The sequence below is a fragment of the Corynebacterium sp. HFH0082 genome (assembly GCF_000411235.1).
Lineage (GTDB): Bacteria > Actinomycetota > Actinomycetes > Mycobacteriales > Mycobacteriaceae > Corynebacterium > Corynebacterium jeikeium_D.
The window spans coordinates 622,621-636,172 of the sequence record NZ_KE150404.1; the positions used below are offsets into that span (position 1 = coordinate 622,621).

The following is a 13,552-nucleotide window of genomic DNA, read 5'->3' on the forward strand; positions in this document are numbered from 1 at the left end:
CTCGCAATATCCGCCTAACGGTCTAGACTGTGGAACCATGATTCGTACTGAGTCCATTCTTGACCTTGCTACCGTAGCCTCGGGGCAGTCCCACGCCGACGCCCTACAGGGCTCCATCGATTTGGCGCAGACAGCGGAAAGGGCTGGTTATCAGCGTATTTGGTACGCAGAGCACCACAATATGAACTCCATCGCGTCCTCGTCGCCGGCAGTTCTTATCGCAGCCGTGGCTGCAAAAACCGAGAGCATCACCCTCGGCTCCGGCGGCGTCATGCTGCCGAATCATGCACCGCTGACGGTCGCGGAACAGTTCGGCACGCTCGCGAATCTGTACCCGGATCGCATCGAGCTGGGGCTTGGTCGCGCGCCGGGCACGGACCAGGCCACTATGCGCGCCCTGCGGCGTGACCCGCGTTCGTCCGATTCCTTCCCGCAGGATGTGCAGGAGCTGCGCGGTTACCTCTCCGACGAGTCGCTGATCAAGGGCATCAACGCAATTCCGGGTCGCGGCACCCATGTGCCGCTGTACATCCTGGGCTCCTCGCTCTTTGGTGCTCAACTCGCAGCGGCGCTCGGCTTGCCGTACGCGTTTGCTTCGCACTTCGCTCCGGACGCGCTTCGCGATGCCATCGCGGTCTACCGCGAGCAGTTCCAGCCTTCTGAGCAGCTGGATAAGCCGTACGCTTTTGCGGCCATGAATGTGATTGCGTCGGAAAGCGAAGAGGACGCGCAGCAGCAGTACTTCGCTACCCGCAGGAACATGGTCGGGCGGTTCCTGAGTCGCGGTGGGCATCACCTCACTGACGATGAGGCGGAGGTTCTGATGGATACTCCGCAGGGGTGCCAGGTGCAGAATATGTTCCGTCACACGGCAGTCGGCACGGTGGCGCAGGTGCGTGAGCAGATTGCGCAGTTCGGTGAGTACTCGACGGCGGATGAGCTGATTGTGGCTCATCAATCGCTGAAGGTTCCTGACCGGCTGCGTTCGGTGGAGCTCACCGCAGAGGCCGCGGGGTTGACCGCGTAAGGCTCCAGGCCCCGACCCCCGAGGCGCGCGGCCTTAAACTGACCCGCTTACTTCACTGCAGCCAGCGGCAGCGACTTTTCGCTGGCAAGCTGCATGATTTCGGCGTTGGTGCGCTCGCGGAGGAAATCCGCAAGCTCCTCGCGGTTGCTCGCGCGTGTGGCCTCGGTCAGGGCGGCGGCAAAGTGCGGCTCCAGCGCTGCCACGGCCACGTAGCCGTCGGCGCTGGGGTAGAGGCCGTACGTCCACAGGCCGCCACCGAGTAGTCCGCCGGGCGCCGTCATGCCGTACTTCAGCGGTGCGGCACCGGCCTCACCCGCCTGCTTCAGGCCAATGCGGCAGTGCAGTCCAGGCTGCTTTACGACGTCTGCACCCGCACCCGCCCGCTTAATCAACCCGGCAAGGGCAGCGGTGACCGCAAAGTGTGCGCCCAGGATGTCGCCCAACAGTACCGGAGGCATGGCCGGAGGCGTGAGAGTTCCGGCTTCCGCCTGGTAAGTCAGGTCATGGCCAGGTGTTTCCGGAGCGTCGGTGTCACCGACAATGTCGATATGCACCGGCCCATTCGGGCGCTCGTGGAGACCCGCCAGCCCCATGCGTTCCAGTGCGGAGGGGCGAACCGAGGTGATGACCACATCGGCCTCATCAATCAGCGAGCTCAGCTGTGCGCGGCCCTCATCGCTCTTCAGATCCGCCTGGATAATCTCGTGACCTGCGGACATAGCTTCATACCAGGGGCGGCCGAAGGAACCGAGCGGGTCGCCTGTGGGTGGTTCGACCTTAATCACCCGGGCACCTAGCTGGCCCAAGTACTGAGCGGCCAGTGGTCCCGGAACGTTAATGGCGAAGTTGACGACAGTGATGCCGGCGAGGCTGGTGTGCAGCTCGGGGGAAAACATAGTTCCACACTAGAACACATCTACCTGGCCGCCGACGCTTTCGGCCAACTTCAACTGGTTGATCCAATCGCCCTCGCCGACGCGCAGTCGGAAAACCGGGCGGTGAGCGGGGCGGGCCTCGTAGCGGACACGGGCAATCTGACCGGTTTTGGCCAGGTCCATAGCGGTTCCCTCGGTGGCCAACTGGGTGCGCGCGGCGGTGAGGCGCTCGATGACGTCGTCAAGCGCGGCGAGCACGGGTTCGGTGTTGTTCTCGCACCAGGACATGACCATGTCGGGAGCAGCGGCGGCGACGCGGGTGCAGTCGCGGAAAGAGCCGGCCGCCAGCGAAATGGCCAGAGGACCACCGGCTTCACCGGCGGCGGCAATTGCGTAGGCTGCTAGGTGTGGCATGTGGGAGATGCGGGCGACGCTGGCATCGTGGTGATCGCTTAGCGCTGGAATGAGCTGACTGCCAAGAGCTGCTCCCAAGTTGGCGACCTGCGAAAAGACCTCAATCCAGCGCTCCGGGACGGGCTTGCCCGCAGCATCGGCAGCAGCTGCCAGGTCGTAGGTGATGACCCAGGGGGCGCCGTCGAAAAGCCCTTCGAGTGTGGCGGACCAGCCCGCCTGCGCGGAACCCGCCATTGGGTGCGCGCCGACGAAGCGTTCCTCCATCCCGCGAGCGGAGACCTCGGCGGCGACGGCCGCCTTCACGGAGACCACATCCGTGATGCCACAGCTGGGGGCGTGCTCATTGATGGCGTCGAGCATCGTGCCGACGACTGTCATGGGGGTGCCGATCACGATGAGCGCGCGGCTGGCCTCAGCACGTTCGAGCGTGGCCTGAAGATCTGTGCTGGCGTCGAATCCCTCCTTCGTGGCTTCCTCGACCGTTGCGGACGAGCGATTCCAACCGAAGCATTCGACGTTATGAGCCCGCAGATCGCGCATCATGGAGCCACCGATGAGGCCCAAACCGAGGATGCATACCGCGGGTAGCTGTGCAGCTGACAGGGAGGACGAAGCAGGGGAGGGGGACTCGAAATTGCTCACCTGACAAGCATGACATACAGCGACTAGCGTTGTGGGTTATGAGCACGACCTTTTCCGGAGGGTACACCTCCGATGACGACCGCTCCTTCGCGGTTGCCGTAACTATGGGGGAGCGCGGTTGGCGCGTCGTCGACCTCGGGGATGACGCCACCGATTCGCTCGCTGACGCCGCACAGGCGCTGCGCAATCTGCGTTCGGAACGCGCTGCTGTCGGAATGCTCAATATCGACGACGACTACTTCATTCTCGTGCGCCAGGGAGTTGGGTCGCTGCGCGTAGTGCTTTCCGACGCTACCGCTGCCGTGACCGATGACATTGCGGCAGATGTGTTCGACGAGCTGGATCTGGATATCCCCGACCTCGACGAGGACGAGCTCGACGATGTCGATGCCTGGGCTGAGGGGGACATGGATATCCTCGCTGACCTGGGCTGTTCGGAGGAAGCCCTGGAGTCCATCTGTGACGATCAGTCGCTGTGGGCGTCCGAGCAGCTTCTGGCCATCGCCGAGGAGTTGGGGTGTGCCGAGGAACTAGCCGATGTCGCCGACCTGGATTACGACGGCGACGATGACGACTACGACCCCTATGACGACTAACTCTGAGAAAGGTCATTTGCACGAGAGGCCAAGCGCGCTACCCCGTCGAAAACAGGACATTCTCGACGAAGAGTGGATGCGCCTGGCTATTGCCGAAGCTGCTCACACGGCACCCGGGGATGTGCCGGTGGGAGCTGTGGTCGTGGATGCCGAGGGCAAGGTTGTGGGCCGGGGTTCGAACCGTCGGGAAGCTGATGGTGACCCGCTTGCCCACGCCGAAGTCATTGCGTTGCGCGAGGCCACCCGCGTCGTTGGTGACGGCTGGCGGCTGGAGCAGTGCACGTTGGTCGTGACGCTGGAGCCGTGCGTGATGTGCGCCGGCGCGTGCGTCATGGGGCGCGTGGGGCGCGTGGTCTTCGGCGCGTGGTCGCCCAAGACCGGCGCGTGCGGCTCTATCGCCGATGTCATCCGCGATCCCGCCCACGCATTCACGCCGCAGGTGCGCGGGGGTGTGCTTGCCGACGAATGCTCCGTTTACCTGCGGGAATTCTTCGAACGGCAACGGCAGTTGGAAGCGTGAGCGGGGTCACAGTTAGGTCACAATTCCCGTCGTGGCCGTGACGAGCCTTCATTTTCACGTACCGTCGGAACTGGTGGAGCTGCTAGACGGTGGCTCTAGAGAATAGATAAGTCGTTTACATAGGAGGCTTACATAATGAGCGAGCTGCAGAACAAGGCCGACGAGTTGGGCGGCAAGGTTAAGGAAGCTGCCGGCGACGCCGTTGGCAACGAGGATCTGGCAAACCAGGGCAAGGGCGAGCAGGCTGCTTCGAAGGTCAAGCAGGGTGCTGAGGATCTGAAGGACAAGGCCACTGAGACCCTGGGCAAGCTGACTGACAAGTAAAGCGCTTAGTTCTCGGGTAGAGATAACCCCAACCGTTTCCGCTTCTGATATGCGGAGGTGGTTGGGGTTCTTTGTGTTTCGATGGCCGGCTGCCAGCGTTGGGGCTGGCTACAGCTTCTGGGCCACCAGGTCATCCAGTGGTTCGGCGGACAGTAGGTACGGGGCGATCTCGAAGACGGTACGGGCACCGGTCTCGCCGGCCTGCTTCAGGCGGTAGGCAGCGCGACCGTAGGCAACCTGGACAGCTGCGGTGAAGTCGGGGTTGCGATCCAGGTCGAGGCCGAACTCGATGACGTGACCGGACGTACCGGCCTGGCCGCGGGTAATGACCTGGCCACCGTGCGGCATGCCCTGGTGATCGCGGTCGAACTCCTCCTCGGAGATGAAGTCCACGATGGTCTCGTAAGGGGCAAAGTAATCCGGCATGGTCACGATGGTTTCGCGGATCTGCTCCTTGAGCTTGGCGTCCTCGTCGGCGTTGCCGGTCTCTTCGGCGACGACGAAGCAGTGGCGCAGGTGGCATTCGTTGCCCTTCAGGTCTGCGCCCTCGCCCTTCTTTACGGCCTCGATAGCTTCCGGGTTCGGCTTGGTGTACTGGACCCCCTTCTTCACTCCCGGCACACGACGCACGGCATCGGAGTGGCCCTGCGACAGACCCGGTCCCCAGAAGGTCATCTGGTCTGCGCCCGGCAGGATAGCAGCGCCCAGGACGCGGTTCAGGGAGAACAGGCCCGGATCCCAGCCGGTCGAGATCATGGCGATGTTGTCACCTTCGCGGGCGGCGGCGTCCATGGCCGCGCGGTGCTTCGGAATCTCGTGGTGGTTGTCGTAGGTGTCGACCGTCGTAAAGTTCTTTGCCAGCTCAGGGGCCTGCTCCGGGACATCGGTGGCCGAGCCGAGGCACACGAACAGTACGTCTACCTCATCCTTGTACTTTGCGACATCCGCCGCCGGGAGTACGCGGGCCTCAGTGTCCAGCGAATCGCGACGGGAGAAAACGCCGACGAGTTCCATGTCCGGCTGGTCAGCGATGACCTTTTCGACGCTGCGGCCCAAGTTGCCGTAGCCGATGATGGCGGAACGAATCATGAGGGAGAACCCTTTCTGTGTGGCTGTACTTCTGTGTTTAAGTTTCTAGATTTCAAGCTACAGACTATTCCTTACATATCTCAGCGGGCGTTGGCCACCCCGAATAGCGCGGTGGAGGGTTGACGGGCTTGGGGTGGCGCAGGATGTAGTGCAGCGAGAGCGGCTTGGCGAAGGCCTGGGCGCCCTGACCTGGGGATTTGGTAGATAAAGGGGCTACCTGTAACGTTTTCTAGCGGTGACGTGTCCGAGCGGCCGAAGGTGAAGCACTCGAAATGCTTTGTGCGGTAACCCCGTACCGAGGGTTCAAATCCCTCCGTCACCGCCAATAAAAACCCCGGTGGTTCCTTTAAGTAGGAGCCCCGGGGGTTTTGCATTTAATCGGCCCTGATTGCCTGGGTGTGGTGGAGGTGTGGGAGGTGTCCGTCGTAAAGCGGCAAATGGTGAGGCGTCCGACCTGGAGCACCTAAATCACAAAATTAACATCAGTAACACACACCCCATTGTTCACGTTTATCCGGGAAGTCCGCTACTCTTAGCAAAAGTATTTCCGGTTTTTATGTCGTGCCCGCCCCCAGTGACCGCGTCAGCGCCAGAGTTGATGTTGGCCAATCCGGGGTGGTCGCTAGCATCGGAGTAGCGAAGAGGCTTCAAACTGCAGGTGAAGTCCGAGGGAGTGCTTGGGTAGCGCGAACTTGGGGAAGCTGCAGTTGGGGGCGGTCCAGGCGAATATTAGACGTAAGGGAAACTTGACATGGCAAAGGCCTTGTTCAAACTCGGCAGGTTCTCCTACCTGCATAAATGGACTGTGATCATCGCGTGGTTCCTGGTTTTGGCGGGGCTGGGCGGTGCAGTTGCCGCATTCCAGAAGGGGTTCATCGACCAGTTCTCGATCCCCGGCATGCCGTCGGCAACGGCTTCACACGTGATTGAGGAAAAGTTCCCCGATGTTCCGAACCCAATTCGCGAGCAGCGTATTTATGTTGCCTTCGAGGCCCCCGAGGGGCAGAGGCTCGATGACCCACAGAATAAAGAAGCTGTTGACCAGGTCATTAACGGCATCCGCGACAATGTCGGCCAAATCGCCGACGATTTGCAACTTCACAACCCGGTAGACCTCAATCCGAAGATGCAGGCGATGGTCAAGGAACAGGGCATGGCCGCCGGCCTGCCCAAGGATGTCGCCGAGGCCGATGCCAATGCCATGCGTACCGTGTCCGATGACGGTCGCTACGGTATTTCCACCTTCGTTTTCGATGCCAAGATGCCGCAGGACATCGAGCCGGAGAATATGCAGGCGCTTCTCGACGCGATGCAGGCTGGCCGTGACGCAGGTATCAAGGTCGAGGCCTCTGGTCCGGGCATGCAGCCCGCGATTGAGGTAGCTCCGACTTCGGAGATTATCGGTGTGACCGTGGCGTTTATCGTGCTGGTTGTCACCTTCGGCTCTCTGGTGGCTTCGTTCTTGCCTATTGTGACGGCGGTAGTGGGCATCATCATCGGTGTCTTCGGCGTGACACTGATGACAGCATTCACTGACGTCAACTCGATTACCCCGGTGCTTGCCGTCATGTTCGGCCTGGCTGTCGGTATTGACTACGCACTGTTCATCCTCTCTCGCTACAGGGCAGAAAGAGCCCGAGGGATGACCAACGAAGACGCCATCGGCATGGCTACCGGTACGGCTGGCTCCGCTGTGGTTTTCGCAGGTCTTACTGTGATTGTCGCGTTGGCGGCGCTGACGGTTGCCAAGGTGCCGTTCATGTCCCTGATGGGTATTTCGGCTGCAATCACGGTGGCCTTCACAGTGCTGGTCTCTCTGACTCTGCTGCCGGCAGTTATGTCTCTGCTGGGCGACAAGGTCTTCGCTGGTCGCGTGCCCGGTGTTGCTGGCAACCCCTCGCGTAACCCGCGCAAGGAACGTCGCTCTTCCTTCTTCGGTGAGATGACGATGGGGCGACGTTGGGTCACTTTCGTGCACAAGGCCCCAGGGTTGTTCCTGGTCGGCTGTATCGTCTTGCTGTTGGCATTGGCCTACCCGGCCATGCACTTGAAGCTGGCGCTGCCGTCCGACTCTACTGCGGCTAAGGACAGCACGAACCGCAAGGCCATCACCATGATTGAAGAGGGCTTCGGTGCGGGACGTAACTCTCAGCTCATCATTATTGCCAAGTCGGACGATGTGAAGCCCGATGCACCGGTGCTCAAACCACTTATCGAGTCCCTGAGACAGACCAACCCGGAACTCTCTGACATCGAGGCCGCCCGCAAGGCTTCCTATAGTTACGCTGTCGACCAGTTCAAATCCAACGTCGGTGTCGAGCACATCCAGATGATTGGCATGAATCATGACGGCACTGCGGTCAAGATGATTATGACCCCGAAGTCGGGTCCACTCGATCCTGCGACCAAGCAGCTGATGAACGCGGTGCGCGATCAGCAGAAGCAGATTGAGCAGACCACCGGCCTATTCACCGGTGTCACTGGTCTGGTTCCTATTGAAATTGACATCACCGACCGCCTCCAGGGCGCAATGCCGCTCTACTTGGGCGTTGTCGTGGGTCTGGCAGTGATCCTGCTGCTGATGATTTTCCGTTCCCTGATGGTGCCGTTGACTGCGGGTGTGGGCTTCTTGCTCTCTGTCGCAGCCGCATTCGGTGTCACAGTGGCATTTTTCCAGGACGGCCTCTGGGGCGTGATTAGCACTCCGGGTCCGCTGGTCAGCTTTGTGCCAATCTTCCTCATCGGCGTGACGTTCGGTTTGGCCATGGACTATCAGGTCTTCCTGGTTTCCCGCATGCGCGAGCATTACACCCACAACAAGGGTGAATCCTCACCAGAGTCGAAGTACAACGCGGTCGAAGAATCGGTCGTTGAGGGCTTTACTCTCGGCGCTCGTGTGGTCACTGCCGCTGCGATTATTATGATCTCCGTCTTCGCGGCTTTCGCCGGGCAGCCCCTGGCGATTATTAAGGTATTCGGCTTCGCGCTGGGTGCCGCAGTGCTTTTCGACGCCTTCGTTATTCGCATGACCTTCATCCCGGCATCCATGTTCCTGCTTGGCCGCGCTACGTGGTACATGCCGAAGTGGCTGGACAAGGTGTTGCCTTCTGTGGATGTCGAAGGCTCTGCCCTGGAAGAGGTTTCCGAGGAGCTGGTGGAGAAGGGCCGCCGCGAGCGTATGGCTCGCGGTGAGTCCCTGTTGCCTGAAAGCGAAGGTGCTGGGCGTGGCTTTGGCGACACGGACGCTGACGAGGACGAAGCAGACAGTGCCGATGGTGAAGTCGGTGCTGGTGCAGCCGCTGCGGCGGGCGCGGCGGGCGCAGCGGGCGCAGCAGGTGGTACCGCTGTGGCGGTTGCGACCAAGAAGCGTAACCGCTGGATTCCGAGGTGGAAGAAGGCAAAGCTGGAAGAGCTCGAGCCCGTTGACCAGGCCAAGCAGGCCGAACCGTCCGCCCCGACGGCACCAGCTGAGCCGGAGCAGGCCGAACAGCCGGAGCCGACAGAGCAGCCGGAGCAGGCAGAGCCGACCGAACAGCTCATGCAGCCCGAACCAGCTGAACCAACCGACGCCCAGCCGAACCCGGAAAATGCCAAGGACGTCGAGGTCCGCCCGTACTACAGCCCGGCTCGTAAGCGGAAGAAGATTACGGTTGCGGAACTGATGAAGCGCGAAGGACTCGAAGAGGAAGCGCCACGTCGTAGCCGCGCCGTGTGGGACCCGGAAAACGCTGCCCAATCCGAGGAAAACGACAGCGCTGAGTAACGTGCGAATAGCGCCCAGGTAACCTCAAGGCATTAGCACTGGACCACAACCAAGGAGCTTCATGTCGCAGTCGAGGACGACGGGCTTTGACGTCGTAAAGCAAATCGAAGGCGCGCGCGGACGTGCTGGCACCATCCACACCCCGCATGGCGATATTGCTACGCCGGCGTTCATTCCGGTCGGCACGAAGGCGACCGTGAAGACGCTCACGCCCGAGCAGGTGCGATCCACCGGCGCGCAGGCGATGCTGTCGAATGCGTACCACCTGTACCTGCAGCCCGGCGAGGAAATCGTCGACCAGGCCGGCGGGTTGGCAAAGTTCTCCAACTGGAACGGCCCGACATTCACCGACTCCGGCGGATTCCAGGTGCTCAGCCTCGGCGCGGGCTTTAAAAAGACCCTCGCGATGGACGTCACCGGCATGCAGAAAGATGACATCGTCGCCGAGGGCAAAGAGCGCAACGCGTTCGTCGACGAGGACGGCGTGACTTTCCGCTCGCACATCGATGGCTCCGAGCACCGCTTCACGCCCGAGGTGTCCATGCGTATTCAGCACGCGCTGGGCGCCGACATCATGATGGCGTTCGACGAGCTCACCACGCTGATGAACACCCGCGGCTACCAGGAGGCATCCGTCGAGCGCACGCACCGCTGGGCGCGCCGTTGCCTGGAGGCTCACAACGAGCTGACGATTTCGCGCGGTCAGGTCGATGCGCATGTTCATTCGCTTGACGACGACCAGTTGCCCATCCAGCAGTTATTCGGTGTCGTGCAGGGTGCGCAGTACGAAGACCTGCGCCGCAAGGCCGCCCGCGGGCTGGTGGAGCTCTCCCGCGAGTTCGAGGATGCCGGCCAGCTCGGCTTCCACGGCTATGGCATTGGTGGGGCGATTGAGAAGCAGAACCTGGGCCTGATCTGCGGTTGGGTCAACGACGAGCTTCCCGACGACCGCGCCCGCCACCTGCTGGGGATTTCCGAGCCGGACGATATTTTCGCCGCTGTCGAGGCCGGTGCCGACACCTTTGACTGCGTGGCTCCGACCAGGCTTGCCCGCCGTGGTGGTGTGTACACGCTCGATGGCCGGATGACCTTGACGAATGCCCGCTTCAAGAACGACTTCCGACCCGTGGATGCGGAGGTGCCCTCCTACACTTCGCTGAATTATTCCCGGGCCTACCTGCATCATCTGTTGAAGGCCAAGGAGTACCTGGCTGGCACGCTGTGCACGATTCACAACCTGTTTTTCATGGTGCAGCTGGTGGAGAACATTCGCGCTGCGATCCTGGAGGACCGGTTCTTCGAGTATCGCGATGAGTTCATGGGCCGCTACTACGCCAACGGTGGCCGTGCGGTGGGGAATTAGGAGTCGGCTGGGGCTGGGGTGTGCTGGGGAGTGCTTGGGTCGGTTGGGCTGGGGTGTGCTGGGGAGTGCTTGGGTCGGTTGGGCTGTGGCTGGGCTGGGGCTAGGCTTCTGCCTTTTCGCACTTCACGACAGCCATGTCACCTCGTGCCATCTGTGGAGGTGGCATGAGGTGACACCAGTGGCGTGAAGTGGCAGGGAACACCCGAATCAGTCCAGTGGCGTGAAGTGGCAGGGAACACCCGAATCAGTCCAGTGGCGTGAAGTGACGGCTGGGCGGGCCCGGGGGGGGAAGCCCAAAACTAGACCTAGCTCTACTGCGCGAGGCAGTCTCAACCGGCATCATGGAGGACATGATCACGGTTGAACGACTCAGCAAGAAGTATGGCTCGAAATTAGCCGTCGATGACCTGTCCTTCACCGTTCCCGACGGTGTAGTGACAGGTTTTCTCGGCCCAAATGGCTCCGGCAAGTCCACCACCATGCGCTGCATGCTGGGCCTCGATGCCCCGACCACAGGCCAGGCCTTGTTCACCGGGACGGATTCCCAGGGCAACACCTACAGCAACCAGCCCTTTTCCACGCTGAAGAATAAGCCCAGCATTGCCGGCGCAATTCTGGATGCCGGTTGGCACAACAAGGCTCGTTCGGGCCGCGCTCATCTGCGGGCCCTCGCCCGCGGCGCCGGCATCCCCGACACCCGCGTGGAAGAGTGCCTCGAGCAGGTCGGTATGACCGAGGCTGCAAAGGACAAGGTCGGCGGCTACTCGCTGGGTATGAAGCAGCGTCTGGGAGTGGCGGCAGCTCTGCTCGGCAAGCCGCAGCATCTGATTTTGGATGAGCCGGTCAACGGCCTCGATCCCGAAGGCGTCTCGTGGATGCGCCACACCATCAAGGCGCTGGCCGCACAGGGCTGCGCTGTCCTCGTGTCGTCGCACCTCCTTTCCGAGATGCAGCTCACCGCCGACCGCATCGTCGTCATCGGGCGCGGCCGCATGATCGGCGAGTACAGCATGGACGAATTCCTCGCCGACGGCACGGTCATCGAAGTGGAGGTCGATGACCCCGCTCGGCTGCTGCAGGCGTTAGGGCCGGTCGCGCAGGGGGTTGACGTCGATAAGCAATTGCGCATTCCGCTTTACGACGGCATCAGCGAGCAGCAACTCCGCCGCGACATTGCGGCTGCTGCCCTGCGTGAGGGGCTGCTCGTGACGCGGTTGCACACGAAGCGCGACAACCTGGAGGAAAAGTTCCTGGCTGCGACCCAGGAATCGCAGGAATACCGCGCGCAGGCGATTGGGCAGTAGGGGAGTGACTGAGATGAGTTTTGGAAACGCTTTGCGGTCGGAATGGACGAAGCTAGCCAGCCTGCGTGGCACGTGGGTGTATGTGGTGTTGTTGATCGGCTCGATAGCTGGGCCTATGGCGGCTTTCAGCATGGCGGCGGACGTTGGTGCGACCGCTGATTGGGAAATGCTGCTGTTGGGGACCGTGATCTTCAACATGATCGTGATTGCCTTTGGTGGCTCCACCCTGGCGGGTGAGTACAACGATCAGATGAATGCGCATGCGTTCTTGACGCAGGACCGAAGGAGCCTGTGGCTTTCGGCACGGATGACGCTGACCCTTGTGCTGATTGCTGTCTGTTGGGTCATTGGTGTGGCGCTTGCTTGGCTATCGGTGACGGTTTCCCCGCGCGTGGAGTTCAAGGGCGGCGACGCTGCCACGGACATGCTCGCCGGAGTGCTTGGCTTTGTAGTGTTTGGACTAATCGCGATGTCGCTGGGAGTGCTGACGCGCTCGCGCGTGGCCGCTGTCGCTATTCCGCTGGTGTGGATTCTGGTGGTGGAAAGCATGCTGGAGTTCGCGGCGCTGGCGTATGCGATTTTCCGGCCACTGTGGCTGGTCACGCCGGGTGCACGCATTCAGCAGTTGTCGACGCAATTGGGCGGTCTGATGGCAAATCCGGAGAATCCACGCATCGGGTTTGAGGCCGGCATGACGCAGCCGATGTGGTTCAACATCGTGGTGCTGGTGGCCTGGATTGTTGTGGCTGTTGGCGTTGCTCATTGGGTCAATGCCAAACGGGATGTGAAGTAAAAGCAAAAAGTGCCGCGACTACTCGCTTCTCAGGCGAGGTCGCGGCACTTTTTTCGTCGTTAAGCGGGAACGCGCGTGTCGTAGTAGCCTTCGCGGCGCTTGACCCACGCGATGACGGCGTAGGTGACTGGCATGACTACAATCTCGACGGCGGTCTTCCAGATGAAGCCGACGATGACGTAGTTGACGAAGGTACCCCAGGTATCGATGCCGATAGCGGTGGCGGCGATGGAGCAGAAGATGAGCGTATCGACGAACTCGCCAACCACAGTCGAGCCCATCAGGCGCGCCCAGAGAGCCTTTTCGCCAGTGCGCTTCTTAATGGCGTTGAGCGACCAGGCGTTGAGCAGCTGACCGACGACATAACCGGCCAGACCTGCGAGAACAAGCTGCGGGACGGTGCCCAGCACAGTGGCGAATGCTTCCTGATTCTCGTACCACGGTGCCGCCGGGAGCTTGATGGCGGCAAAGAAGCAGAGCATTGCGCCGGCGAGGATGGCGAAACCGGTCCACACGGTGCGGCGGGTGGCTTTGTAGCCATAGCACTCGGAAAGCACGTCGCCGATGACGTAGCTCAAGGGGAAGAGGAAGAAGGCACCGTCGGTGGCCAGGCCGAAGATTTCCACGCCCTTGGTGGCGGTGATGTTGGAGACAATCAGCACGCCAATGAAAATGGCCGTGAACATCGGGTACAGCGATTTCGGTACCGGGATGTGGCGTGGCGTGGTTGCTGTGGAGTCGGACTTAGTTGCGTTCTCGGGCGCGTGCGAGGTGCTCACAGCGGCAGCCTCGGCGTTGCCCGGCCCAGACTTGGGCAGGTTTTCGTTATTTGTCACGGGAGG

Annotated in this window: 12 protein-coding genes and 1 tRNA gene; 9 read left to right on the top strand and 4 right to left on the bottom strand. The window is 61.5% G+C overall.

Annotation, left to right across the window (positions count from 1 at the left end):
• Positions 1 to 37: 37 nt before the first annotated feature.
• Entirely contained in the window at positions 38 to 1,027 is a 990-nt protein-coding gene (locus HMPREF1206_RS02600; RefSeq protein WP_016421842.1) for an LLM class flavin-dependent oxidoreductase, read from the top strand.
• Between the two features lie 47 nt (positions 1,028 to 1,074).
• Here the strand turns inward: HMPREF1206_RS02600 and HMPREF1206_RS02605 are convergent, their stop codons facing one another.
• Both HMPREF1206_RS02605 and HMPREF1206_RS02610 read right to left on the bottom strand, forming a co-directional pair.
• On the bottom strand, positions 1,075 to 1,923 hold the full coding sequence (locus tag HMPREF1206_RS02605; protein ID WP_016421843.1) for a CoA transferase: 849 nt from the start codon (positions 1,921 to 1,923) through the stop codon (positions 1,075 to 1,077).
• Positions 1,924 to 1,932: 9 nt separating this feature from the next.
• Positions 1,933 to 2,958 carry a prephenate dehydrogenase gene (locus HMPREF1206_RS02610; protein ID WP_016421844.1) on the bottom strand — a complete coding sequence of 342 codons (1,026 nt, stop codon included), beginning with the start codon at positions 2,956 to 2,958 and terminating at the stop codon, positions 1,933 to 1,935.
• 38 nt (positions 2,959 to 2,996) lie between these two features.
• Here HMPREF1206_RS02610 and HMPREF1206_RS02615 point away from each other — a divergent pair, with 38 nt between their 5' ends.
• The 3 genes from HMPREF1206_RS02615 (at position 2,997) to HMPREF1206_RS02625 (ending at position 4,398) form a co-directional block, all read left to right on the top strand.
• The gene (locus HMPREF1206_RS02615; RefSeq protein WP_005510946.1) at positions 2,997 to 3,554 is read left to right on the top strand and encodes a tRNA adenosine deaminase-associated protein; all 558 of its coding nucleotides are present in this window, start codon (positions 2,997 to 2,999) and stop codon (positions 3,552 to 3,554) included.
• Positions 3,496 to 4,074, top strand: coding sequence for a tRNA adenosine(34) deaminase TadA (gene tadA / locus HMPREF1206_RS02620; protein WP_016421845.1), 579 nt, complete (start codon positions 3,496 to 3,498; stop codon positions 4,072 to 4,074). Before HMPREF1206_RS02615 ends, tadA begins: the two co-directional genes overlap by 59 nt.
• Before the next feature lie 135 nt (positions 4,075 to 4,209).
• Positions 4,210 to 4,398 carry a CsbD family protein gene (locus HMPREF1206_RS02625; RefSeq protein ID WP_016421846.1) on the top strand — a complete coding sequence of 63 codons (189 nt, stop codon included), beginning with the start codon at positions 4,210 to 4,212 and terminating at the stop codon, positions 4,396 to 4,398.
• Between the two features lie 108 nt (positions 4,399 to 4,506).
• Here HMPREF1206_RS02625 and HMPREF1206_RS02630 read toward each other — a convergent pair whose 3' ends face one another.
• Positions 4,507 to 5,487, bottom strand: coding sequence for a diaminopimelate dehydrogenase (locus HMPREF1206_RS02630; RefSeq protein ID WP_016421847.1), 981 nt, complete (start codon positions 5,485 to 5,487; stop codon positions 4,507 to 4,509).
• 234 nt (positions 5,488 to 5,721) lie between these two features.
• On the opposite strand from HMPREF1206_RS02630, the gene HMPREF1206_RS02635 reads away from it, so the two are divergent.
• The 5 genes from HMPREF1206_RS02635 to HMPREF1206_RS02655 all read left to right on the top strand — a co-directional run bounded on the left by HMPREF1206_RS02635 (position 5,722) and on the right by HMPREF1206_RS02655 (position 12,710).
• Positions 5,722 to 5,812 (top strand) — tRNA-Ser (locus tag HMPREF1206_RS02635).
• Positions 5,813 to 6,238: 426 nt separating this feature from the next.
• Complete coding sequence (locus HMPREF1206_RS02640) at positions 6,239 to 9,250, top strand: MMPL family transporter (RefSeq protein ID WP_016421848.1); 3,012 nt, start codon at positions 6,239 to 6,241, stop codon at positions 9,248 to 9,250.
• Between the two features lie 61 nt (positions 9,251 to 9,311).
• Positions 9,312 to 10,613: a tRNA guanosine(34) transglycosylase Tgt gene (gene tgt / locus HMPREF1206_RS02645; protein ID WP_016421849.1), complete on the top strand. Its 1,302-nt coding sequence runs from the start codon at positions 9,312 to 9,314 to the stop codon at positions 10,611 to 10,613.
• A gap of 350 nt (positions 10,614 to 10,963) precedes the next feature.
• On the top strand, positions 10,964 to 11,917 hold the full coding sequence (locus tag HMPREF1206_RS02650; protein WP_016421850.1) for an ABC transporter ATP-binding protein: 954 nt from the start codon (positions 10,964 to 10,966) through the stop codon (positions 11,915 to 11,917).
• 13 nt (positions 11,918 to 11,930) lie between these two features.
• Complete coding sequence (locus HMPREF1206_RS02655; protein ID WP_016421851.1) at positions 11,931 to 12,710, top strand: ABC transporter permease; 780 nt, start codon at positions 11,931 to 11,933, stop codon at positions 12,708 to 12,710.
• 59 nt (positions 12,711 to 12,769) lie between these two features.
• Here the strand turns inward: HMPREF1206_RS02655 and HMPREF1206_RS02660 are convergent, their stop codons facing one another.
• On the bottom strand, positions 12,770 to 13,546 hold the full coding sequence (locus HMPREF1206_RS02660) for a queuosine precursor transporter (protein WP_016421852.1): 777 nt from the start codon (positions 13,544 to 13,546) through the stop codon (positions 12,770 to 12,772).
• Between the last annotated feature and the right edge of the window lie 6 nt (positions 13,547 to 13,552).

Coding starts and splice junctions, on each gene's coding strand:
- HMPREF1206_RS02600 (WP_016421842.1), top strand. CDS start 38: ATGATTCGTACTGAGTCCATTCTTGACCTTGCTACCGTAGCCTCGGGG.
- HMPREF1206_RS02605 (WP_016421843.1), bottom strand. CDS start 1,923: ATGTTTTCCCCCGAGCTGCACACCAGCCTCGCCGGCATCACTGTCGTC.
- HMPREF1206_RS02615 (WP_005510946.1), top strand. CDS start 2,997: ATGAGCACGACCTTTTCCGGAGGGTACACCTCCGATGACGACCGCTCC.
- tadA (WP_016421845.1), top strand. CDS start 3,496: ATGTCGCCGACCTGGATTACGACGGCGACGATGACGACTACGACCCCT.
- HMPREF1206_RS02625 (WP_016421846.1), top strand. CDS start 4,210: ATGAGCGAGCTGCAGAACAAGGCCGACGAGTTGGGCGGCAAGGTTAAG.
- HMPREF1206_RS02630 (WP_016421847.1), bottom strand. CDS start 5,487: ATGATTCGTTCCGCCATCATCGGCTACGGCAACTTGGGCCGCAGCGTC.
- HMPREF1206_RS02640 (WP_016421848.1), top strand. CDS start 6,239: ATGGCAAAGGCCTTGTTCAAACTCGGCAGGTTCTCCTACCTGCATAAA.
- tgt (WP_016421849.1), top strand. CDS start 9,312: ATGTCGCAGTCGAGGACGACGGGCTTTGACGTCGTAAAGCAAATCGAA.
- HMPREF1206_RS02650 (WP_016421850.1), top strand. CDS start 10,964: ATGATCACGGTTGAACGACTCAGCAAGAAGTATGGCTCGAAATTAGCC.
- HMPREF1206_RS02655 (WP_016421851.1), top strand. CDS start 11,931: ATGAGTTTTGGAAACGCTTTGCGGTCGGAATGGACGAAGCTAGCCAGC.